Raw genomic sequence first — 23,067 nt, 5'->3', positions numbered from 1 at the left:
GTGCGGCGCCGATCACAGACTTTTTTGCACCGGGGAGCTTCATCCATGGCACACCGATACGCCGCACGGCCCTTGCTGGCACTGGCCATTTCCATGGCCTGCGGCACTGCGCCGCTGTATTTGCAGGCCGCTGAGACCACCCAGGCCCAGACCTACCGCTTTGATATTCCGGGGCAGAGCCTGGACGGTGCGCTGGCGGCGTTTTCAGCAGTGACGCGGGTGCAGGTGTTGGTATCGGGGGAGTTGACCCAGGGGGTGGTGTCACCGGGCGTGAAGGGCAGCCTGGGGCAACGTGAAGCCTTGGGCCAACTGCTGGGCGGCACGGGTTTGAGTGCCGCGTTTATCAATGCCGACACCGTTACCCTGGAAAAACGCGTGGACACGGGCGGCGCCCTTGAAGTCGGTGCCACCACCATCAGCGCTGAGCGCCTGGGTACCACCACCGAAGGGACGGGTTCCTACACCACGGGCGCTGTGACCCTGGGCAAGGGCGAGCAGAAACTCAAGGACATCCCGCAGTCGGTCAGCGTCATGACCCGCAAGCAGATGGATGACCAGAACACCACCAAACTGTCCGAAGTGGTCAAGCGCACGCCCGGCCTGACGGCAACCAAATCTCCCGGCCCCGGCATGTTCATTTTCTCCCGTGGCTTTGAAATAGGCACCCTGCAATACGATGGTGTAGGTATCCCGCGCAACACCTACACGCTGGGTAGCTACCTCACCGAAAACATGGCGATCTACGACCGCGTTGAAACCCTGCGCGGCCCGGCCGCCTTGCTGCAAGGCGCGAACAGCCCCGGCGGCACTATGAACCTGGTGCGCAAGCGCGGCCAGCAGGCGCCGACCGTGACCATCACCGCCAAGGCCGGCTCATGGGACCACTACGGCACCCAAGTCGATGCTGGCGGCCCGCTCAACCCGGAAGGCACGTTGCGCGGCCGGTTTGTGGCGGATTACGACACCACCAACTCCTTCGTCGACTACGCGGGCGGCTGGAACCAGACCGTCTATGGCGCCGTCGACTACGACTTCACGCCAGACACTACCGTGGGCGTGGGCATCAGCAACCAGAAAGGCCACTCGCGCCCCAACTTCATGTCGTTGCCCCGCTACGCCAATGGCAGCGATATCGGCCTGCCACGTTCGACCTTTGTCGGCGCCAGCTGGAACCGTGCCGTCAACAACCAGACTCAGGTGTTCGCCGACCTGGAGCATCGTTTCAACGATGACTGGAAAGTGAAGGCTGCGCTGGTGGCAATGGACGAACACAACGACGCGACCTACCAGGCGACGTGGGATACCGTCCCCAACCCCGGCGACACGGGCAATGTGCGCTACATCGACTGGGTGACCGACTTCAATACCAAAAGCCGCGGCGCGGATGTGTATGTCAACGGCAAGTTCGACGGCCTGGGGTTCCAACAGGAAATGGTCCTTGGCGCCAACTATTCCAAACTCACCACCGACGACCAGTGGGCGCGGGCGGCAACGAATGGCGCGGATATTTTCAACATCGACCACAACCGTGTGCAGCGCGACAAATACCAGTTGTTTCAGGCCGGGAACGCCTCGAAGAGCTGGTATGACATTCGCCAGAAAGGCATCTACGGCACCTGGCGCGTCAAGGTGCTGGACCCGCTGACGCTGATCCTCGGCGCGCGCACCAGTTGGTACGACTACTCCTACATCGGTCAGGCTGGTCGCCAGGGCGTATACGGCGCCGCCGAGGATAGCACCACGCAAACATCCGGCAAGGTCACCCCGTATGCAGGCCTGGTCTATGCCCTGAACGATCAATGGTCGGCCTACGCCAGCTACGCCGATGCGTTCGAGCCGCAAACCAACCTGACCACCTCCGGCTCGCTGCTCAAGCCTATCGAGGGCAAGAACTACGAGCTGGGCATCAAGGGTGAACTGGCCGATGGTCGCCTCAACACCTCGTTTGCGATCTTCCGCTATGACCAGGAAAACCGTGCAGTCCAGGACCTGCAAGGGCCGATGAACTGCAATGGTTGGTACTGCTCGGTGGCCTCGGGCAAAGTCCGCAGCCAGGGGTTTGAAGCCACGTTGGGTGGTGAAGTGTTGCCGGGCCTGCAACTGGTCTCCAGCTACACCTACAACACCACCAAATTCCTCAAGGACGACACCTACGAAGGCAAAGTCTTCAGCACCTGGACACCCAAGCACCTGCTCAAGGTCTGGGGTGATTACCAGTTGCCGGGGGATTGGCAGAAATTCAGCGTCGGCGCTGGCGTGACGGCGCAAAGCAGCACCGTCGCCTACGATCGCACCTTTAGCGTACCGGGCAATGCGTTGTGGGACTCGCGGGTGGCCTACAAGATCAACCAGGAATTCACCGTTGCGGCGAACCTGAGCAATATGTTCGACAAGAAGTACTACATCCCGGCTTACAACGCGAACTGGGGCAGTAACTACTATGGCGACCCGCGCAATGTGATGTTCAGCATGACCTACACGCCGCAGTTCTGATTACGACCGGCAAAAAAATGCCCCGCACTTGGCGGGGCATTTTTATGAGCGCAGCTTACAGACCGTCAAGCATCGCCTTGTTGCGCACAGCACCCTTGTCGGCACTGGTGGCCAGCAGGGCATAAGCCTTCAACGCGGTCGTCACTTTGCGCGGACGCTTTTCCACTGGCTTCCAGCCTTTCTTGTCCTGCTCGACCCGGCGTGCCGCCAGTTCTTCATCGCTGATCAACAGGTTGATCGAGCGGTTCGGAATGTCGATCAGCACCTTGTCGCCATCCTGCACCAGGCCAATCGCGCCGCCGGCAGCGGCTTCTGGCGAAGCGTGTCCGATGGACAGGCCCGAGGTGCCGCCGGAGAAACGGCCGTCGGTCAGCAAGGCACAGGCTTTGCCCAGGCCTTTGGATTTCAGGTAGGACGTCGGGTACAGCATCTCCTGCATACCTGGGCCGCCTTTCGGGCCTTCGTAGCGGATGATCACGATGTCGCCTTCCTTCACTTCGTCGGCGAGGATGCCGCGAACCGAGCTGTCCTGGCTTTCGTAGATCTTGGCGCGACCTTCGAAGACGTGGATGGACTCATCCACACCGGCGGTTTTCACCACGCAGCCGTCGAGGGCGATGTTGCCGTACAGCACGGCCAGGCCGCCTTCTTGGGAGTAGGCGTGCTCGACACTGCGGATGCAGCCGTTTTCACGGTCATCGTCCAGAGTGTCCCAACGGGTCGACTGGCTGAACGCGGTTTGCGTCGGGATACCGGCCGGGCCAGCCTTGAAGAAGGTGTGCACGGCTTCGTCGTCCGTCTGGGTGATGTCCCACTTGGCAATGCCTTCGGCGATGGATTTGCTGTGTACGGTCGGCAGGTCGGTATGCAGCAGGCCGCCACGGGCCAGCGAGCCGAGGATCGAGAAGATCCCGCCGGCGCGGTGCACGTCTTCCATGTGGTACTTCTGGATGTTCGGCGCGACTTTGCACAACTGCGGCACGTGGCGGGACAGACGGTCGATGTCGCGCAGGTCGAAATCGATCTCGGCTTCCTGGGCCGCGGCCAGCAAGTGCAGGATGGTGTTGGTGGAACCGCCCATGGCGATGTCCAGGGTCATGGCGTTTTCGAACGCCTTGAAGTTGGCGATGTTGCGCGGCAGCACCGACTCATCGTTGTCGTGGTAGTAGCGCTTGCACAGCTCGACGATGGTACGGCCTGCCTGCAGGAACAGTTGTTCACGGTCGCTGTGGGTGGCGAGGGTGGAACCGTTGCCCGGCAAGGCCAGGCCCAGGGCTTCCACCAGGCAGTTCATCGAGTTGGCGGTGAACATACCGGAGCACGAACCACAGGTTGGGCAGGCGCTGCGCTCGTATTCCGCGACCTTCTCGTCAGAAGCGCTGGAATCGGCGGCGATGACCATGGCGTCGACCAGGTCCAGGCCGTGGGAGGCGAGCTTGGTCTTGCCGGCTTCCATCGGGCCGCCGGAGACAAAAATCACCGGGATGTTCAGGCGCAGGGAGGCCATCAGCATGCCGGGGGTGATCTTGTCGCAGTTCGAGATGCAGACGATGGCGTCGGCGCAGTGGGCGTTGACCATGTATTCCACGGAGTCGGCGATGATCTCGCGGCTCGGCAAGGAATACAGCATGCCGTCGTGGCCCATGGCGATGCCGTCATCCACGGCGATGGTGTTGAATTCCTTGGCGACACCGCCAGCGCGCTCGATCTCGCGGGCGACCAGTTGGCCCAGGTCCTTGAGGTGGACGTGGCCCGGTACGAACTGGGTAAACGAGTTGGCAATCGCGATGATCGGCTTCTTGAAGTCGTCATCTTTCATCCCCGTGGCACGCCACAGTGCGCGCGCGCCGGCCATATTGCGGCCGTGGGTGGATGTTTTCGAGCGGTAATCTGGCATGGAGCACTCCGGGCGGCTAATCGGTATCAAAGGGGAGTGAGCTTCTATTGACGTCAGGAACACCCGAAAAATGGCCGTGTGTCCGGAAGTTGCCACTCGCGTCGCGGGATCGCCGCTTGCTTGGGCCTCGAGCTCATAAACCCGCCGGGGGATGACTGGCGATGAATAAGGCCGATTCTACACCGCTGGCGGCTGGAGGGAATGGCCGAAACCGTGAAGATAGCGGCTACGGGACGTGCGGGTGACGCCGCGCCCATGCGTTCAAGGCCAGGGCGACGATGCTCAGGATCAGAAAGCACAGACCCAGCGCAGTGCTCAGGTGGTGGGTAAAGGTGCTGATGAAGGCACTGATAAGGCCACCGGCAATGAACAGCACCGCTGCAACGGCTGATGCCGCCGTACCTGCATTGTCTGGAAACAAGCTCATGGCCTTAGAGTTAGAGATGGGCCGGGTGATGGTGGTGCCCGCCGTGCAGAGCAGCATGGGCACCAGCACGGTCGGTATTGATAAGCCGAACTGATAGGCCAGGAACAACATGACCCCGCCAGAGATTGCGATCAGCACCAGCCCAATGGCCATCTGGGTCGCAGCCGGTAGCCGTTTGTGCAGGAAACCTGCACAGATTCCGCCCATTACGTAAGCAGCGCCATAGAGAAGCAAGGTCAAGGAGTACTCATGGGGCGACAGCTGCAGCTGGTCCATGAAAATCAGCGGTGACACCACGATGAACGAGAAATGGCAGGCGAACGTAATGGCCGAGATCGTGGCATAGCTGGCGAAGTGGCGGTTGGCGAATACCTTGGCGTAGGCCTTGAGCAGGCTCTGGTGGCTCGGTGCTGCTTGAGGCAAGCCGCCGTGGAGCAGCCGATGCGCCATGATCAACGTTGCGGCACACAGCGCGATAAACACATAGAAGCTGGCTTGCCATCCCCAGTGCAGTTGCAGCCATGCGCCCAGCAGCGGGGAAATCGAAATGAAAATGCCTCCGGCCGTGACCATTGCGATCCGCAACCGCTCCTGTTCTCTGCCGAAGAAAAGGTCCTGCACCAGCGCCTGGGACAATATGAAACCGCCGCAGCCCATGGCTTGGATAACACGGAAGAACAGAAATTGCGGTGTGTTGCTGGCCGCCAGGCACCCGGCCGCGCCAATGATAGCAACGGCCATGCTGGTCAATAGCAGCTTCTTGCGGCCGATCCGGTCGGACAGCGGGCCGATCAACAGCATGGAGCAGGAAAAGCCAATGGCGAACAGGCTGACTGAGCGGGCGATCTGGGTGGTCGAGGTGGAGAAGTGTTCCGCCAGGGCGGGAAAGGAAGGCAGCACGACGTCTAGCGGGAAGACGCCCAGCAGCGTCATGGTCATCAGCCAGAAAACAATGAAGGGTTTTTCAGCGTGCGTGATTGCCGTCGACATGGGCGGGCCTCGATTCCGTGAGGCGGTCGAGGATCAAGTTTATGTAAGGGAAAGTCAAAGACTGGAGCGGTACGAGCTTTCTTAAAAGCCTGTAGGAGCCCTAAAGCGCCTACAGGCCAACGGCATCAGCTATTCGGCAGCAACCGGCACGTAATGCTCTTGATGTAACGCGTCTCGTCGATCGCAGGGTGAACCGGATGATCGGGACCCTGGCCACCGCGCTCCAGCATCTGGATATTGCGGTCGAGGTGACGGGCGCTGGTCAGCAGGATGTTTTGCAGGCTGTCTTCCGGCAAGTGCATGGAGCACGATGCACTGACCAGGATGCCGTCCTTGCTGAGCAGGCGCATGGCTTGCTCGTTGAGGCGGCGGTAGGCGCCTTCGCCGTTCTTCATGTCTTTTTTGCGTTTGATGAAGGCCGGTGGGTCGGCGACGATCACGTCGAAGCGTTCTTCGCTGGCTTTCAGTTCTTTCAAGGCTTCGAACACGTCGCCTTCGATGCAGGTCATCTTCTCGGCAAAGCCGTTCAGCGCGGCGTTGCGCTCCACGCCGTCGAGGGCGAAGGCGGAGGCGTCGACGCAGAACACTTCACTGGCGCCGAAGGCCGCAGCTTGCACGCCCCAGCCGCCGATGTAGCTGTACAGGTCGAGTACGCGCTTGCCTTTGGCATACGGGGCCAGGCGTGCGCGGTTCATGCGGTGGTCGTAGAACCAGCCGGTTTTCTGGCCCTGGATCACCGGCGCTTCGAATTTCACACCGTTTTCTTCCAGCGCAACCCACTCCGGCACCAGGCCGAACACGGTTTCGACGTAGCGGTTGAGGCCTTCGGCGTCGCGCGCGGCGGAGTCGTTCTTGAACAGAATGCCGCTCGGCTTGAGCACTTGGGTCAGCGCGGCGATCACGTCTTCTTTATGGGCTTCCATGGTCGCCGAGGCGATCTGCACCACGAGGATGTCGCCGAAACGGTCGACCACCAGGCCTGGCAACAGGTCGGAATCGCCGTAGACCAGGCGGTAGAACGGCTTGTCGAACAGGCGATCACGCAGGGACAGGGCGACGTTCAGGCGGTGCACCAGCAGCGACTTGTCCAACGGCAGCTTGATGTCGCGCGACAGCAGGCGGGCGCAGATCAGGTTGTTCGGGCTCATGGCCACGATGCCCAGGGTCTTGCCGCCGGCCGCTTCCAGGATAGCCTGGTCGCCTGCCTGGAAGCCGTGGAGTGGGGTGGCGGCCACGTCGATTTCGTTGCTGTAGACCCACAGGTGGCCGTTGCGCAAACGACGATCGGCGTTGGCTTTGAGACGCAGGCTTGGCAGGGACATGACGTCGCTCCGGAAAAAAGAGCGGGAGTATACCCTGTTGTGTAGGAAATGGCCGGGTAGCCGGATGTGCGGGAAGGTGTCGGCATACGGCGGATAAGGGTTAGAATCCCCGCCTAGCCCAGAGTGTGTACTTATGTCCCAAGAGCTTTCCGCCGAACAGATCCAACAGGCCCTGCAAGGCATCAGCGTGCCGCCTCAACCGCAAATCATGGTGGATTTGCAGATGGAGCAGTACATGCCCGATCCGGACCTGGAAGTGATCGCCCGGCTGATCGCCCAGGACCCAGGCTTGTCCGGCGCGTTGCTGAAGATCGTCAACTCGTCGTATTTCGGCCTGAGCAACAAGATCGCCTCGATCCAGCGCGCGGTGAACCTGCTGGGCAGCCGTTCGATCATCAACCTGATCAACGCGCTGTCGATCAAGGGCGAAATGAGCGACGACACCATCGTCACCCTCAACCGCTTCTGGGACACCGCCCAGGATGTGGCGATGACCTGCCTGACCCTGGCCAAGCGCACCGGCGCCCAAGCGGTGGACGAGGCTTATGCCCTGGGCCTGTTCCACGATTGCGGCGTGCCGCTGATGCTCAAGCGTTTCCCCAACTACATGTCGGTACTGGAGCAAGCGTATGCCAATGCCGGCCCCGACTGCCGCGTGGTCGACACCGAGAACAATGCGTTCAACACCAACCACGCCGTGGTCGGTTACTACACCGCCAAGTCCTGGCGCTTGCCGGAGCACGTGACCGACGCCATCGCCAACCACCACAACGCCTTGGCGGTGTTCAGCGATGAGTCGTCGCGCAATTCGCAGCTGAAAAATCTGCTGGCGATCCTGAAGATGGCCGAGCACATCTGCTCGTCCTATCGCGTGCTGGGCAACCAGGCGGTGGACCATGAATGGAATGCCATCGGCCATCTGGTGTTGGACTACGTGGGCCTGTCGGACTACGACTTCGAAAGCATGAAGTTGTCGATCCGCGAGCTGGGCGCCCACTGACCCTTTCTTCAAGAGGTACACATGCCCGAGTTACCCGAAGTCGAAACCACCCGGCGCGGCATCGCGCCACACCTGGAAGGCCAGCGGGTCAGCCGCGTAGTCGTGCGTGAACGGCGCCTGCGCTGGCCGATCCCGGAAGACCTCGATGTGCGCCTGTCCGGGCAGCGCATCGTGCTGGTGGAGCGGCGGGCCAAGTACCTGCTGATCAATGCCGAAGTGGGCACTTTGATCAGCCACTTGGGCATGTCGGGCAACCTGCGCCTGGTGGAGGTCGGTATGCCGGCGGCCAAGCATGAGCATGTGGACATCGAGTTGGAGTCGGGGCTGGCCCTGCGTTACACCGACCCTCGGCGTTTCGGCGCGATGCTCTGGAGCCAGGACCCGCACAACCACGAGCTGCTGATCCGCCTGGGGCCGGAGCCGTTGACGGATCTGTTTGATGGCGAGCGGTTGTTCCAACTGTCCCGTGGCCGTTCGATGGCGGTGAAGCCGTTCATCATGGACAACGCGGTGGTGGTGGGCGTGGGCAATATCTACGCGACGGAGGCGCTGTTTGCGGCGGGGATCGACCCGCGTCGTGAGGCGGGCGGCATTTCGCGGGCGCGTTACTTGAAGCTGGCAATCGAGATCAAGCGCGTGCTGGCGGCTGCCATCGAGCGCGGCGGCACCACGCTGCGCGACTTTATCGGCGGCGACGGGCAGCCGGGGTATTTCCAGCAGGAACTGTTTGTCTATGGCCGGGGCGGCGAGGCGTGCAAGGTCTGCGGGAGCGAGTTGCGCAATGTGGTGCTGGGGCAACGCGCGAGCGTGTTTTGCCCCAAGTGCCAGTCTTAGGCTTTACCGGTAATCAACCGGTACTTGGCCATCAACTGTTCTTCCGTTTCCGGATGGGCTTCATCCAGCGGGATGCAATCCACCGGGCACACTTGCTGGCACTGAGGCTCGTCGTAGTGGCCGACGCACTGGGTGCACAGGTTGGGGTCGATCACGTAGATCTCTTCGCCCTGGGAAATCGCGGCGTTCGGGCACTCGGGTTCGCAGACGTCGCAGTTGATGCAATCGTCGGTGATGATCAGGGACATGGAAACTCCTGCCAGGGCCGTCAGCCAAGGCATCTGAAAACTAATGCGCGCAATTGTGCCGCATTGGCGCCCGCAGTGCGAGCAGGCGCCGATTGAACGGTGTTACTTCTTGAAGCGCAGCGTCAGCGCATCTGCTACAGCCGGATGCACGAACTTGGTGATATCCCCGCCCAAAGCGGCGATTTCACGGACCAACGTCGAGGAAATGAACGAATAACGTTCCGACGGGGTGAGGAACAGGCTTTCCACGTCCGGCGCCAACTGACGGTTCATGTTGGCCAGCTGGAATTCGTATTCGAAGTCCGACACCGCACGCAGGCCGCGCAGGAACACATTGGCGTTCTGCTCTTTGGCGAAATGCGCCAGCAGCGTCGAAAAGCCCACCACTTCCACGTTGGGCAGGTGCTTGGTGACCTCACGCGCCAGTTCCACGCGCTGTTCCAGGGGAAACAGCGGGTTTTTCTTGGGGCTGGCTGCGACCGCGATGATCACATGGTCGAACAAGCGTGAGGCACGTTCGACCAGATCGCCATGGCCTTTGGTAATCGGGTCGAAGGTTCCTGGGTACAACACTCGGTTCATCGCGTCGTCCTGGCGGAGTCCGTTGGGGAACCGGATGGTATCGCAGCCATCCCGGTCGGCCAAGTCGACTTATGTAGATACATACCGCTAATCGCGCGTTTTTTCATGCCGTTTTCAGACGTTCGGCCAATGCTGTCGCCAGTTGGGCGGTCAAACCGTACACCGATAATTGTGGATTGGCCCCAATGCTGGTGGGGAATAAAGACCCGTCGTGGATCGACAGGTTGCGCAATTGGTGGTGGCGACCAAGGCTGTCGGCCACTGCATTTTTCGGGTCCTCACCCATGGCACAACCGCCCATCACATGTGCGCTGCCCAGACAGGTGCGGTGCAATTCCAGGTTGAGCTCCTCGATCATCGTTCGGGCTTCGCCCAGTGTTTTCACGTAGCGCGCATCGTGATGCAGCGGCTTGACCGACTTGGCGCCCGCGGCGAACTGGATCTCCGCCATGCTGTGGAACGCACGGCGCAAGCCATCCCAGGCGTAGTCCGACACTTGATAGTCGAGCACCGGCGTACCATCACCGCGCAACTCCACGCTGCCGCCGGGGCTGTCGGGGTGGAAACCATCGCGCAGCAGCGCCAGCATCGCGTGGGTATTGGGCAATTGGCTCATGTCCAGGGCGTTCTGGGTGCCATAACCACCGAGCAACGTACTGGCCAGCGCAGGATGTAAGGGCGGCGCCTCCAGCTTGTAAGACATTTTGCCAGTGGTACCATCCTGCCACTGGAAATGGTCGGAATAGATTGACTGCGGCGCGCCGTAGAACGGGTTGATCACCTCGTCGAACAACCCAGCGGAAAAATTCACCAGGTGCAGGAAGGTGCGTTTTCCCAACCGTTTGTGCGGGTCTGGAGCGTCCGAGCGCATCAGCAACGCCGGGCTGTTGATACCGCCCCCGGAGAGCACATAGTGCTTGGCCTTCACTGTGATCTTGCGGCCAGTCGGCGTCACGCACAGGTTATCCATGGCCACGCATTCCAGGCTGCTGATCGTGTCGCCGCTGTAGATCAGGCGTTCGGCGCGGGCCAGGTAGAGCAGTTCGCCGCCCTTTTCCAGGGTGGACGGAATCGTGGTTACCAACATCGACTGCTTGGCATTGACCGGGCAACCCATGCCGCAGTACCCCAGGTTGAAGCAGCCGCGCACATTGCGCGGGATCACGTGCCAGCTGTAGCCGAGCTTCTCGCAGCCTTTGCGGATCACATCGTTGTTGGGGTTAGGCGGCAGAGCCCAAGGCGCGATGCCCAGGCGCTGCTCCATCTTTTCGAACCACGGTGCCATTTCGGCGCTGCTATGTCCCTTCACCGCATATTCGCTGGCCCAGTGGCTCAGGGTGGCGTCCGGGGTACGGAAGCTCGACGTCCAGTTGATCAGCGTCGTGCCGCCCACTGCACGGCCCTGAAGGATGGTGATCGCGCCATCCTTGCTCATGCGGCCGATGCCCTCCTGATACAGGCTGGTGTAGGCCTCGTCCTCAAGCAGTTTGAAATCGCTGCTGGTCTTGAGCGGGCCTTCTTCGATCAGCAGCACCTTGAAGCCGGCGGCGCTGAGGACTTCGGCGGTGGTGCCGCCACCGGCGCCGCTGCCGATGATCGCCACGTCAGCTTCCAGAATCAGGTCGTTGTCGAGGGCGGCGCCATTGTGGGTTTTCCAGCCACGGGCCATGCCGTCGCGGAAGGGATCGGGTACGGGCATCAGGGTCGTCTCTAGTTTTTATTGTGGGGGGAGGCGATTCAAATTTTCGGCGGGCCGGGGTAACCGCAATGGGCCCAGGACGCCGGCTGGAAGTACCAGGCCATGATCACCAGCTTAAGCAGCGAGCCCTGGCCCATGCGCAGCAGGTTGAGGTAGCTGTTTTCCCAGCGGTGCAAGAAGTTGCGGATCTGCTCGCTGCTGGCGTTTTCCCAGCTGCCCCAGATCCCGGTCAGCGGGCCACGGGTGATGGCCATGCCCAACACGTCGAACAGTTGCTGGGTGAGCTTGAACATCTCCGGCGACAGGCGTTGCAGGCTGAAGTCGAGTTTCTTGAGAGTGTCTTCAATGCCGCTGGCAACGGCCTGGGCACTGGCCACACCTTCCAGCAGCACCGGGATCACGGCGCGCAGGAACGGCAGGTCACTGCTGCGCAACATCACGAAACCGCTTGCCGGTGTGCTGCTGGAACAACCACTGAGGCTGGCGCCCAGCCCGGCGGTAGCCAGGAAGGCGCCGGCGCACAGGCCGATTTTCAGGACGCCGCGCCGCGACAGCGCGGGTGTTTCAGTCAGGCTAGGGTTCATTGTTATTGTTATCCCGTGGGTGGCGGTTTCAGCGGACGAACAGCTTCTGGATCAACTTCTGGATCGAATTGCCGTATGGCGGATAGATCAACTTCGCCGCGTTCAGGCGCTGTTTCACCAGCACGCCTTTGGCTTTGCTGAAGGTAAGGAAGCCTTCGTGGCCGTGGTAATGGCCCATGCCCGACGGGCCGATGCCGCCGAACGGCATATCGTCCTGGGCCACATGCAGCAAGGTGTCGTTCAGGCAGACGCCGCCGGAATGGGTTTCGTGGAGCACACGGTCCTGCTCGCCCTTGTTGTAGCCGAAGTAATACAGGGCCAGTGGGCGAGGGCGTTGGTTGATGTAGGCGAAGGCCTGGTCTATGCCGCGATAGGGCACGATCGGCAGCACCGGGCCGAAGATTTCGTCCTGCATCACGGTCATGTCATCGCTGACATTCAACAACAGGCTGTGGGCCATGCGCCGCGCCTGGCCTTGGTCGTACAGCGGAATCAAGGTGGCGCCTTTGTCGGTGGCGTCCTTGACGTAGGCATTGAGCCGGGCCAGTTGTCGTTCGTTGATGATGGCCGTGTAGTCCGGGTTGTCGACCAGGGTCGGATAGAACCCGCGAACGGCCTGGGTGTAGGCCTCGACGAAACCCTCGACGCGATCTTCCGGCACCAACACGTAGTCCGGGGCCACGCAGGTTTGCCCCGCGTTCAGCGCTTTGCCGAAGGCGATGCGTTCGGCGGCGTCCCTGAGCGGTACATCGGCGGACACGATGGCGGGCGACTTGCCACCTAATTCCAGGGTGACCGGCGTGAGGTGTTCGGCGGCTGCACGCATCACATGCTTGCCAATGCTGGTGGCGCCGGTAAACAGCAGGTGATCGAAGGGCAGCTTGGAGAACGCCATGCCGACTTCGGCCTCGCCCAGCACCACGCACACCAGATCCTCGGGGAAGATTTTCGCCAGCAGCGACTTGAGCAACTCGCCGGTAGCGGGTGTCGACTCGCTGAGCTTGAGCATCACCCGGTTACCCGCCGCCAATGCGCCGACCAGCGGTCCGATGGCCAGGTACAACGGGTAGTTCCAGGGCACGATCACGCCGACCACGCCCAGGGGTTGATAGATGACTTTGGCTGACGCGGGCTGGAAGGCAATGCCTACGGCGCGACGGGAAGGTTTCATCCAACCCTTGAGGTGTTTGCTGGCGTAGTGAATGCCGTGCAGGCTGGGCATCAGCTCGGCGAACAGGGTTTCGTCAGCGCTGCGGTGGCTGAAATCCTGGCTGATTGCGTTGATCAGCGCCTGGCGCTCATCGCTGAGCAGGTCGCGCAGGGCCTTGAGCCATTGCTGGCGTTGTGCGGCCGGCGGCATCGGGTTGGCGGCGTAGGCACGGCGCTGGGTGTCGAACAGATCTTGGAGCTGGTCCAGCACCTGGGAATCTTGCAGATAGGCAACGTTGGCAGACATGGCGGCGTTCCCGATTGTTATAGGTCTGCCTGGATTTTTAGAGTCATTGCTCTAAATTGTCAAATATCATTACGCAGTTGCGGATTTATCCTCGCAAGATTAGGCCGTAAGATGCTCCATCACGTGTACAGAAGCTGATCCCCTATGGCACCACGAGTAAAGACCAGCGAGCGCATTGTGCAAACCAGCCTGGAGCTTTTTAACCAGCAGGGCGAGCGCAGTGTGAGCACCAACCACATCGCCGCCCATATGGAAATTTCGCCGGGCAACCTGTACTACCACTTCCCCAACAAGCAGGCGATCATCGCCGTGCTGTTTCGCGAATATGAAGCGCTGGTGGACAGTTTCCTGCGCCCGCCCCAAGGCCGTGCCGTCACCGTCGAAGACAAGCGTTTCTACCTGCAGGCCGTGCTGGCCGGCATGTGGCGCTACCGTTTCCTGCACCGCGACCTCGAACACCTGTTGGAAAGTGACCCCGAACTGGCCACCGGCTATCGGCGCTTTTCCCAGCGCTGCCTGACCCAGGGCGGGGCTATTTACCAAGGGTTCGTCGACGCCGGCATCCTCAATATGGACCCGGTGCAAACCGAAGCCCTGACCCTCAACGCCTGGATCATCCTCACCTCCTGGGTGCGTTTCTTGTGCACCACCAATGAAAACTCTGCCCATTTGAGCGCCGAGGCGATCAAGCGTGGGGTGTATCAGGTACTGGTGCTGGAGGCCGGGTTTGTCACCCCTCAAGCCAAAGACGCCGTGGATGCATTGTTCAAAGAGTTTTACGTGCCGTTGAATCAGGCATTGGAAGAAGTGAAGTAGGACCTTTCCCGAATCTGTTCACTAGGAGTCCGTCATGCCGCTTGCCCAACTGATCAGCCCCCAGCAACTGGCCGAGCGCCAGAAGGCCGGCGGGGTGGTGATCCTGGATTGCCGTTTTGCCTTGGAAGACCCGGACTACGGGCGTTGCAGCTATGCCGAAGGGCATATCGAAGGCGCGCAATACGCCGACCTGGAGCGACACCTCAGTGGCCCGGTGACCAAGGGCGTCACCGGTCGTCACCCATTGCCAGCGGCGGACACCTTGGTTCAACAATTGCGGGCGTGGGGCATCAGCGCAGATACCGAAATCGTGCTGTATGACGACGGCCCCGGCGCCTATGCCGCGCGCGCTTGGTGGCTGTTGGCCTGGCTGGGCAAGCGCGATGGCGTGTTTATCCTGGATGGCGGCCTCAAGGTCTGGCACGCCGCAGGTTTCCCGCTGAGCCTGGACGCGCCGCTGGTTGAGCCTGGGACGTTTGCCGGTACACCGGACAACCGCTTGTTGCTGGACGCCGAACACCTGCAAAAACGCCTGGGCCAGCCGGGATTGACGCTGATCGATGCCCGCGCTCAACCACGCTTTCGTGGCGAAGTGGAGCCGATTGACCCGATCGCCGGGCACATCCCAGGCGCGCAATGTGCGGCCTTCAACGAAAACCTGGGCGCGGACGGCCGCTTCCTGCCGGCTGAACAGCTCAAGCAGCGCTTCGCCGCGCAACTGCAAGGTCGCTCGCCGGATGAACTGGTGGCGTATTGCGGTTCCGGCGTGACGGCTTGCCACAACCTGTTTGCCCTGAGTCTGGCGGGTTACCCATTGGGCAAGTTGTACGCGGGGTCATGGAGTGAGTGGATTACTGATCCGGCGCGGGCAATCGCTACCGGCGACTGAGCAACCAGGCGGGAATACGGCGCTCCAGGTAATAACCGGGGCGCTTGAGGGTCCCGTCGACAAAACCGACATGCCCGCCCTTGGCCTGCAGCTCAAACTCTGTGCACGCCGACAGTTCACTGGCCTCGGGCAGGCTGTGGGCGAACACAAACGGGTCATCGGCGGCCTGGATGACCAGGGTTGGCGTGCGGATCTCGCCCAGGTAATAGCGGCTCGACGCACGACGGTAATAGTCCTCGGCACTCAAAAAACCGTGGAGCGGCGCCGTCACCCGGCCATCGAAATCCCAGAACGTACGCATCTTTTCCAGTGAGCCCAAGGCTTCCAGGGTTTTGAGCCCATCTGCCTGGCCGTCCTGCAGAAAGCGCCGCTGCTTGACGCGGATATACGCCAGCATTTCACGCATGAAGTGCTTCTGATACACCCGCGAAAAGCCCAGGCCGATACGGTCTGCACACTGGTCCAGGCGAAACGGCACCGACACCGCCGCGGCACCTTGCAACCCCGATGCCGCGCCGGTTTCGCCCAGATGCTTGAGCAGCACATTGCCGCCCAGCGAATAACCCACGGCATACAGCGGCGCCAACGGCCGTTTTGCGTGCAGATGGGCAATCGCCGCCGCGAGGTCTTCGCTGGCACCCGAGTGATAGCTGCGCGCCAACAAGTTCGGCTCGCCCGAGCAGCCACGCCAGTTCAACGCGGCGCTGGCCCAGCCTTGCGCAGCCAGGGCTTTTTGCAGGCCGGCCACGTAGGGCGAATTGGATGAACCAGTCAGCCCGTGCAGCACCAGCACCAACGGCGCTTGCGCGTCGTGGGGGCCATGCCAGTCGAGGTCGAGGAAATCGCCGTCCTCCAGCCACAGGCGTTCGCGTTGGCGGTCGATGTGGGTGGTGGGACGCCACAGCGGCCCCCACAGTGTTTGCAGGTGGGGGTTGCCGAGGCCGAAGGCGGGGGTGAAGGTATTAGTGCAAAGGTTCATGCAAGTCTCTGGGGCAAGCCCGATCAGCACAGTCAGCCTGGCCTGCATAAACAGGGGTCAGGCGACGCTGCGATGCCACAATGCGTAATACACCCGCCCGGACTTCTGCTCCCGATGCAGGCGCCAGCTTGCCGGCAGGCCCAGGGTCGAAGGCGCGGTCTCGCTTTCAGTGTAGATCCATGCATCCGGCGCCAGCCACTGACGCTCTTCCAGCAGCGTGCACACGGTCGGCAGCAGGTTCTGGTTGAACGGCGGGTCGAGGAATACCACGTCGAACGGGCTGGCTGGCTGGGTTTCCAGATAGCGCAGCGCGTCGGCGGTTTGCACCTGGCCATTGGTGCAGCGCAGGGTGCCCAGGTGTTCCTTGAGGCTGGAGACTGCAATATTGCTCGCATCCAGCGCCTGAGCCTGGGCGGCGCCACGGGACAGCGACTCCAGAAACAACGCGCCACTGCCAGCAAACGGGTCCAGCACCTTGGCGCCCGCGATGTACGGTGCGAGCCAGTTGAACAGGGTTTCACGCACGCGGTCCGGCGTCGGGCGCAGGCCTACCACGTCGGGGAAGCTCAGCTTGCGGCTGCGCCATTCGCCGCCAATGATGCGCAGCTGGCCCACACCGTTATGCACGTTGTGGACAGGTTTTTTCGGGCGAGATGAACTGGCCATTAATGCTCCGGAACCCCGAGCGGCTGCTCGGCGGGTTTATCAGTGGGGGGCGGTAGTGGCTTTTGCGCAATCGTCGGGCCGGCGGTCACGATGACCATCTTGTCGGCGCTCAAGTGTTTGTTCATGGCAGCCTTGACCTGCTCTACGGTCAGGGCCTGGGATTGTTTCATGAAATCTTCCAGATAGGTCAGCGGCAGGTCGTAGAAACCCATCGCACCCAGCTGCCCGACGATGTCGGCGTTGCTCGCGGTCGACAGCGGGAAGCTGCCAGCCAGCTCGCGCTTCGCGTCATCCAGTTCCTTTTGCGTCGGGCCGTTGTCGAGGTAGTCCTTCACCACGTCTTCCACCAGGCGCAGGGTGCCGCCGCTCATTTCGGCGCGGGTCTGCAGCTGGATCATGAACGGGCCGCGCACCTGCATCGGTGAAAAGCCGGAGTACACGCCGTAGGTCAGGCCGCGTTTTTCACGCACTTCGCTCATCAGGCGGGTGCCGAAACCACCGCCGCCAAGGATCTGGTTACCCAGGGACAAAGCCGCATAGTCCGGGTCGGCACGGTCGATGCCCAGCTGGGCGAACAGCAGGTGCGTCTGCTTGGACGGGAACTCGATGCGGTTCAAACCCGGCTTGGGCTCGGTTGGCTGGGCGATCTTCGGCAAGGCCGGGCCTTTAGGCAGCGAGGCGGAAATCTTGCCGGTGATGGCTTCGGCCTCGGCGCGGGTCAGGTCACCCACCACCGCGATCACCGCGTTGCCGGCCGCATATGCCTTGGCATGGAATGCCTGCAACTGCGCCAGGGTAATCTTCGGAACGCTCTCTGGCGTGCCTTCGCTCGGGTGTGCGTAAGGGTGATCGCCGTACAGGCGCTTGAACAACTCAAGGCTCGCCAGCTTGCCGGGGTTCTGCTTCTGGTACTCGAAGCCGGCAAGGATCTGGTTCTTGATCCGCGCCAGGGAATCGGCGGGGAAGGTCGGCTTGCCGATCACCTGGTCAAACAGGCTCAGGGCGGCGTCACGTTTATCGCTGTCGCTGAGGCTACGCAGGGACACCAGCGCCATGTCGCGGTACGCGCCATTGCCAAAATCCGCGCCCAGGCCCTCGAAATCACGGGCGATCTGGCTGACATCCTTGCCCGGCACGCCTTCGTTGAGCATGGCGTTGGTCATCAGCGCCAGGCCCGGCACGTTGCCGTCCTGGCTGCTGCCGGCGGCGAACAGGATGCGCACGTCGAACATCGGGAGCTCATGGGCTTCGACGAACAGCACCTTGGCGCCTTCGGCAGTGTTCCAGGTCTGTACGTCGAGCTTGCGGTTGGTCGGTGCCTTGTCGTCCAGCTCTGCCAGGGATTGCAGTTTGTTGCTCGACTGGGCTTTTTCCAGCGCCGGGCTGGCGACAGAGTCGCTCGGGCGCAGGAAATACACGGCAGTGGCGGCGATCAGGGTGACAACGATGAGGCCGGGGAAAATCAGGCGGCTGCTTTTGCGATCACTCATGAGCGGTCTCCAGAGGCAAGACATGGGCGACGCTGAGACGTTCGCGGGTGAAATAGGTGCGCGCGGCTTTCTGGATGTCTTCCGGGGTCACGCTTTGCAGGTCGGCAAGCTCGGTGTCCATCAGTTTCCAGGACAGGCCCACGGTCTCGAGGGAGCCAATGGCCGTGGCCTGGCTGGTGATGGAATCACGCTGGTAGACCAGACCGGCAATGACCTGGGCGCGGATACGTTCCAGTTCTTCGGCGGTCGGCGGCTTGGCCTTCAGCTCTTCCAGCAGGCGCCACAGGCCGGCTTCAGCTTGGGCGACGGTCTTTTTCTTCTGCTGATTGGGCGTGGCAGTCAGCATGAACAGGGTGTCGCCACGGGTGTAGGCGTCGTAGTTGGTGGAGGCGGCAGAGACCAGCTCTTCACCGCGCTCCAACTGTTCGGAGATCCGTGCACTGTAGCCGCCGTCCAGCAACGCCGAGATCAGGCGCAGGGCCTGTACCGATCGCTTGTCTTCTGCGGTGGCCAGGCCTGGCACGTTGAAGCCCAGGATCACGCTCGGCAGTTGGGTCTGCACTTTCATGGTCAGCAGGCGCTCGCCGGGCTCGGCCAGTTCCATCGGGATCTTGGCCGGTGGCACGTCACGCTTGGGAATCGGGCCAAAGTAGCGCTGGGTCAGGCTTTTCACCTCGTCCGGGGTAACGTCACCGACCACCACCAAGGTGGCATTGTTCGGCACGTACCAGGATTGGTACCAGTGGCGCAGCTCTTCGACCTTCATGCGGTCCAGGTCGGCCATCCAGCCGATGGTCGGCGTGTGGTAGCCGCTGGCCGGGAAGGCCATGGCCTTGAAGCGCTCGTAGGCCTTGGACATTGGGTTATCGTCGGTGCGCAGGCGGCGCTCCTCTTTGATGACCTCGATTTCGCGGCTGAACTCGTCGGCCGGCAGGCGCAGGCTGGCCATGCGGTCGGCTTCCAGCTCGAAGGCGACGCCCAGGCGATCACGGGCCAGTACTTGGTAGTAGGCGGTGTAATCGTCGCTGGTGAAGGCGTTCTCTTCGGCGCCCAGGTCGCGCAGGATCAGCGAGGCTTCGCCGGGGCCGACTTTGGCGCTGCCCTTGAACATCATGTGTTCCAGGGCGTGGGACAAACCGGTCTGGCCCGGGGTTTCGTAGCTCGAACCGACCTTGTACCAGACCTGGGAAACCACCACAGGCGCGCGATGATCTTCGCGTACGACCACCTTCAGGCCGTTATCCAGGGTGAATTCATGGGTGGGTTGTGGGTCGGCAGCCAAGGCTGAAAGAGGCAGACAAACTGTGCTGAACAGCAGGCCTGCGGCGCGGCGGGCTAGAGCATTCATTCGTTTTTAAACCTGTTGGGCTGCCCGCTTGGTCTTAGCGTCGGCGGGCGAGGAGGTGCTAGGATACTGATCCGACTGAGTGACGGCCACTGCGGCTGTCTTGTTGAGGCCCTATTTTGGCCTTCAAAATGTTGCGCATGAACGAGCTGGCTAAAAAACAGTCTGTTACGCATCGAATTTTATTTACCGACGCGCCTACTGGCGCGTCGCTACCTTGAGATAGCCGTCTCCATGTTTGGTTCCAACGACGACAAGAAGACCCCAGCTGCGGCTGGCGAGAAAAAAGGCCTGTTCGGATGGCTGCGCAAAAAGCCGCAGGAAACCGTCGACGAACAGCCGCCGGTTCAGCCTGAACCCATCCCTGAGCCTATAGTAGAAGCCGAACCGGTCGCGCAAGCTCCGGAACCGGTGGTGTTGCCGATGGCCGAGCCGGTGTTGCAGCCGGTGGTCGAAGCTGAGCCAGAGCCTGAGCCAGAACCAGAGCACAAGCCGTGGCTTGAACTGCCGGTGGCCGAAGAGCCCGTGGCCCTGGTCGAAGATGTGCAGGCTGAGCACGTGACTCCGCCGATTCCGGCTGTGGTCGAGGTCGCTGCGCCCGCGGTGATCGAGCCGGAACCCGTGGCAGCTGCCGTCGAAACCAGCAAGACCGGCTTCTTCGCACGCCTCAAGCAAGGCCTGAGCAAGACCAGCGCCAGCATCGGCGAAGGCATGGCCAGCCTGTTCCTCGGCAAAAAAGTCATCGATGACGAACTGTTGGAAGACATCGAAACCCGTCTGCTCACCGCCGACGTGGGCGTTGAAGCCACCGCTGTGATCATCCAGAGCCTCACCCAGAAGGTCGCGCGCAAGCAGCTGACGGACGCCGATGCGCTGTACAAATCCCTGCAGGCCGAGCTGGCCGCCATGCTCAAGCCTGTTGAGGCACCGCTGGTGATCACCCCGAACAAGCCGTTCGTGATCCTGGTAGTGGGCGTCAACGGCGCTGGCAAGACCACCACTATTGGCAAGCTGGCCAAGAAGCTGCAATCCGAAGGCAAGAAAGTCATGCTGGCCGCCGGTGACACCTTCCGCGCCGCAGCGGTTGAACAGTTGCAGGTGTGGGGCGAGCGCAACAAGATCCCGGTGATCGCCCAGCACACTGGCGCGGATTCCGCTTCGGTGATCTTCGACGCCGTGCAAGCCGCCAAGGCCCGCAACATCGACGTGTTGATCGCCGATACCGCCGGTCGCCTGCACACCAAAGACAACCTGATGGAAGAGCTGAAGAAAGTCCGTCGCGTGATCGGCAAGCTCGATGCAGACGCGCCGCACGAGGTTCTGTTGGTGCTTGACGCGGGCACGGGCCAGAACGCCATCAGCCAGGCCAAACAATTCAACCAGACGGTGCAACTGACCGGCCTGGCATTGACTAAGCTCGACGGCACGGCCAAGGGCGGCGTGATCTTTGCCCTGGCCAAACAGTTCGGGTTGCCGATTCGTTACATCGGCGTCGGTGAAGGCATCGACGACCTGCGCACCTTTGAAGCCGAACCCTTTGTACAGGCACTGTTTGCCGAGCGGGAGCGTTCATGATTCGATTCGAGCAGGTCGGTAAACGCTATGCCAACGGGCATGTGGGCTTGCATGAGCTGAGCTTTCGAGTGCGTCGCGGCGAGTTTCTGTTTGTAACCGGGCACTCCGGTGCCGGCAAAAGTACCCTGTTGCGCCTGCTGCTGGCCATGGAACGCCCGACTACCGGCAAGTTGTTGCTGGCGGGCCAGGACCTGGCCACCATTAGCAATGCGCAGATTCCGTTCCTGCGCCGCCAGATCGGCGTAGTGTTCCAGAACCACCAGTTGCTGTTCGACCGCACCGTGTTCAATAACGTGGCGTTGCCGTTGCAGATCCTCGGGCTGTCCAAGGCCGAGATCGTCAAGCGCGTGGATTCGGCCCTGGAGCGTGTGGCGCTGTCGGACAAGACCGACCTCTATCCCGGCGACCTGTCCACCGGCCAGCAACAGCGCGTCGGCATCGCCCGCGCCATCGTCCATCGCCCGGCCCTGCTGCTGGCGGACGAACCTACCGGTAACCTCGACCCGCGCCTGGCGGCCGAGATCATGGGGGTGTTCGAAGACATTAACCGCCTGGGCACCAGCGTGCTGATTGCCAGTCACGACCTGGCGCTGATCGCGCGTATGCGCCATCGCATGCTCACCTTGCAACGCGGCCGCTTGATCGGTGACGGGGAGGCTGGCGTATGAGTGCGACCCGCAGCCCTAAAGTGTCCGAGCGCGTGGCGCCGAAACCGGCCGATCCGCAACCACCGAAGAAAAAACACGATCACGACGATGACGGCCCGGACTTCAGCACGTTGCTGCGCGCCTGGGTCGAAAGCCATCGCGCCAGCCTGGTCGACAGCCTGCGCCGCCTGGGCAAGCAGCCGATCGGCAGCTTTTTCACCTGCCTGGTGATGGCAGTCGCCCTGAGCCTGCCGATGGGGTTGTCGCTGCTGCTCAATAATGTGGAGCGCCTCGGCGGTTCCTGGCAGCGCGCGGCGCAGATCTCGCTGTACCTGAACATCGACGCCAGCGCCAAAGACGGCGAAGCGTTGCGCGACGACATCAAGAACATCCCAGGTGTGGCGGATGCCGAGTACATCAGCCGCGACCAGGCCCTTGAAGAGTTCCAGCAACAATCCGGCCTGGGCGAGGCGCTTAAAGAGCTGCCACAGAACCCGCTGCCGGGCGTGGTGCTGGTGACGCCGAATGAAGTCGACAAGCCGGCGCTGGAAGCCCTGCGACAAAAACTCGCAGAGATGCCCAAGGTGCAACAGGCGCAACTTGATCTAGTCTGGGTAGAGCGCCTGGCGGCGATCCTCAAGCTGGGCGACCGCTTTGTGTTCGGCCTGACGGTGCTGTTGGTGTCTGCATTACTTTTGGTGATAGGTAATACCATTCGTCTTCATATTGAAAACCGTCGCACCGAGATAGAAGTGATTAAACTGGTCGGCGGCACGGACAGCTATGTGCGTCGTCCTTTTCTGTACATGGGCGCGCTTTATGGCTTTGGTGCCGGGATTTTGTCCTGGGGCGTGCTGGCTTTCGGCCTGGACTGGCTGAACGACGCGGTGGTCGGGCTGGCCGGACTCTACGGCAGTGATTTTGCGCTGGCCGGTGTGCCGGTAGCCGATGGTCTGAGTCTCTTGCTTGGCGCGGTATTGTTGGGGTATATCGGTGCTTGGATTGCGGTCGCTCGTCATTTACGCGAGTTGGCACCGAAGTAGTTAATGTCAGATTAATGTGGTTTCGTTTGTATTGACCGTATTGGTGGTTTAGGGAACTTGTCCTACGGTTCCCGGTCAATTTTCG

20 protein-coding genes are annotated in these 23,067 nt (G+C 61.6%); 8 read left to right on the top strand and 12 right to left on the bottom strand.

What is annotated here, in order from left to right:
- The first annotated feature begins 45 nt into the window (after positions 1-45).
- Positions 46-2,493, top strand: coding sequence for a TonB-dependent siderophore receptor (locus tag ACP7EW_RS16515; protein ID WP_426218385.1), 2,448 nt, complete (start codon positions 46-48; stop codon positions 2,491-2,493).
- Positions 2,494-2,548: 55 nt separating this feature from the next.
- Here the strand turns inward: ACP7EW_RS16515 and ilvD are convergent, their stop codons facing one another.
- From ilvD to ACP7EW_RS16500, 3 genes are all read right to left on the bottom strand, one after another.
- The gene (ilvD, locus tag ACP7EW_RS16510) at positions 2,549-4,390 is read right to left on the bottom strand and encodes a dihydroxy-acid dehydratase (protein WP_016976011.1); all 1,842 of its coding nucleotides are present in this window, start codon (positions 4,388-4,390) and stop codon (positions 2,549-2,551) included.
- 226 nt (positions 4,391-4,616) lie between these two features.
- Positions 4,617-5,807, bottom strand: a complete 1,191-nt coding sequence (locus tag ACP7EW_RS16505; protein ID WP_426218383.1) for an MFS transporter — start codon at positions 5,805-5,807, stop codon at positions 4,617-4,619.
- A 125-nt stretch (positions 5,808-5,932) separates the two neighbouring features.
- Entirely contained in the window at positions 5,933-7,129 is a 1,197-nt protein-coding gene (locus ACP7EW_RS16500) for a class I SAM-dependent rRNA methyltransferase (RefSeq protein ID WP_033897037.1), read from the bottom strand.
- A gap of 187 nt (positions 7,130-7,316) precedes the next feature.
- On the opposite strand from ACP7EW_RS16500, the gene ACP7EW_RS16495 reads away from it, so the two are divergent.
- Both ACP7EW_RS16495 and mutM read left to right on the top strand, forming a co-directional pair.
- A complete protein-coding gene (locus ACP7EW_RS16495) occupies positions 7,317-8,129 on the top strand; it encodes an HDOD domain-containing protein (protein WP_177002757.1) in 813 nt (270 codons plus the stop codon).
- Positions 8,130-8,150: 21 nt separating this feature from the next.
- Entirely contained in the window at positions 8,151-8,963 is an 813-nt protein-coding gene (mutM, locus tag ACP7EW_RS16490; RefSeq protein WP_016976014.1) for a bifunctional DNA-formamidopyrimidine glycosylase/DNA-(apurinic or apyrimidinic site) lyase, read from the top strand.
- Here mutM and ACP7EW_RS16485 read toward each other — a convergent pair.
- From ACP7EW_RS16485 to ACP7EW_RS16465, 5 genes are all read right to left on the bottom strand, one after another.
- Complete coding sequence (locus ACP7EW_RS16485; protein WP_017139475.1) at positions 8,960-9,211, bottom strand: YfhL family 4Fe-4S dicluster ferredoxin; 252 nt, start codon at positions 9,209-9,211, stop codon at positions 8,960-8,962. The two genes, mutM and ACP7EW_RS16485, sit on opposite strands and share 4 nt — an antisense overlap.
- Positions 9,212-9,313: 102 nt before the next feature.
- Positions 9,314-9,793: a pantetheine-phosphate adenylyltransferase gene (coaD, locus tag ACP7EW_RS16480; protein WP_003176711.1), complete on the bottom strand. Its 480-nt coding sequence runs from the start codon at positions 9,791-9,793 to the stop codon at positions 9,314-9,316.
- Between the two features lie 103 nt (positions 9,794-9,896).
- Positions 9,897-11,492, bottom strand: a complete 1,596-nt coding sequence (locus ACP7EW_RS16475; protein WP_426218380.1) for a GMC family oxidoreductase N-terminal domain-containing protein — start codon at positions 11,490-11,492, stop codon at positions 9,897-9,899.
- A 38-nt stretch (positions 11,493-11,530) separates the two neighbouring features.
- Complete coding sequence (locus ACP7EW_RS16470; RefSeq protein ID WP_426218378.1) at positions 11,531-12,076, bottom strand: twin-arginine translocation pathway signal protein; 546 nt, start codon at positions 12,074-12,076, stop codon at positions 11,531-11,533.
- 28 nt (positions 12,077-12,104) lie between these two features.
- Positions 12,105-13,532: a coniferyl aldehyde dehydrogenase gene (locus ACP7EW_RS16465; protein ID WP_426218376.1), complete on the bottom strand. Its 1,428-nt coding sequence runs from the start codon at positions 13,530-13,532 to the stop codon at positions 12,105-12,107.
- Between the two features lie 144 nt (positions 13,533-13,676).
- On the opposite strand from ACP7EW_RS16465, the gene ACP7EW_RS16460 reads away from it, so the two are divergent.
- Together ACP7EW_RS16460 and ACP7EW_RS16455 are read left to right on the top strand one after the other, a co-directional pair.
- Positions 13,677-14,348 (top strand): TetR/AcrR family transcriptional regulator, encoded by a 672-nt coding sequence (locus tag ACP7EW_RS16460; RefSeq protein ID WP_010207263.1) that lies wholly within the window; start codon positions 13,677-13,679, stop codon positions 14,346-14,348.
- Between the two features lie 34 nt (positions 14,349-14,382).
- Positions 14,383-15,237 (top strand): sulfurtransferase, encoded by an 855-nt coding sequence (locus tag ACP7EW_RS16455; RefSeq protein ID WP_426218374.1) that lies wholly within the window; start codon positions 14,383-14,385, stop codon positions 15,235-15,237.
- Here ACP7EW_RS16455 and ACP7EW_RS16450 read toward each other — a convergent pair.
- The 4 genes from ACP7EW_RS16450 to ACP7EW_RS16435 are packed head-to-tail and all read right to left on the bottom strand — an operon-like array spanning position 15,224 to position 19,720.
- The gene (locus ACP7EW_RS16450; RefSeq protein ID WP_426218371.1) at positions 15,224-16,216 is read right to left on the bottom strand and encodes a hydrolase; all 993 of its coding nucleotides are present in this window, start codon (positions 16,214-16,216) and stop codon (positions 15,224-15,226) included. The genes ACP7EW_RS16455 and ACP7EW_RS16450 overlap by 14 nt on opposite strands.
- A 57-nt stretch (positions 16,217-16,273) precedes the next feature.
- Complete coding sequence (gene rsmD / locus ACP7EW_RS16445; protein ID WP_033897044.1) at positions 16,274-16,882, bottom strand: 16S rRNA (guanine(966)-N(2))-methyltransferase RsmD; 609 nt, start codon at positions 16,880-16,882, stop codon at positions 16,274-16,276.
- The gene (locus ACP7EW_RS16440; RefSeq protein ID WP_426218369.1) at positions 16,882-18,372 is read right to left on the bottom strand and encodes a M16 family metallopeptidase; all 1,491 of its coding nucleotides are present in this window, start codon (positions 18,370-18,372) and stop codon (positions 16,882-16,884) included. The genes rsmD and ACP7EW_RS16440 overlap by 1 nt, the downstream gene beginning before the upstream one ends.
- A complete protein-coding gene (locus ACP7EW_RS16435; RefSeq protein ID WP_426218367.1) occupies positions 18,365-19,720 on the bottom strand; it encodes a M16 family metallopeptidase in 1,356 nt (451 codons plus the stop codon). The genes ACP7EW_RS16440 and ACP7EW_RS16435 overlap by 8 nt, the downstream gene beginning before the upstream one ends.
- Positions 19,721-19,951: 231 nt before the next feature.
- Here ACP7EW_RS16435 and ftsY point away from each other — a divergent pair, with 231 nt between their 5' ends.
- Genes ftsY through ftsX form a run of 3 tightly spaced genes read left to right on the top strand, consistent with a single transcriptional unit; the run spans position 19,952 to position 22,982 of the window.
- On the top strand, positions 19,952-21,292 hold the full coding sequence (ftsY, locus tag ACP7EW_RS16430) for a signal recognition particle-docking protein FtsY (RefSeq protein WP_426218365.1): 1,341 nt from the start codon (positions 19,952-19,954) through the stop codon (positions 21,290-21,292).
- Positions 21,289-21,960, top strand: coding sequence for a cell division ATP-binding protein FtsE (ftsE, locus tag ACP7EW_RS16425; protein ID WP_003234627.1), 672 nt, complete (start codon positions 21,289-21,291; stop codon positions 21,958-21,960). The genes ftsY and ftsE overlap by 4 nt, the downstream gene beginning before the upstream one ends.
- Entirely contained in the window at positions 21,957-22,982 is a 1,026-nt protein-coding gene (gene ftsX / locus ACP7EW_RS16420; RefSeq protein ID WP_033897048.1) for a permease-like cell division protein FtsX, read from the top strand. Before ftsE ends, ftsX begins: the two co-directional genes overlap by 4 nt.
- Positions 22,983-23,067: the final 85 nt, after the last annotated feature.

Source organism: Pseudomonas sp. DWRC2-2 (genome assembly GCF_049897885.1).
In the GTDB taxonomy this organism is placed as follows: Bacteria; Pseudomonadota; Gammaproteobacteria; order Pseudomonadales; family Pseudomonadaceae; genus Aquipseudomonas; species Aquipseudomonas azotoformans_A.
This window is presented reverse-complemented; position numbering and strand designations above follow the sequence as displayed.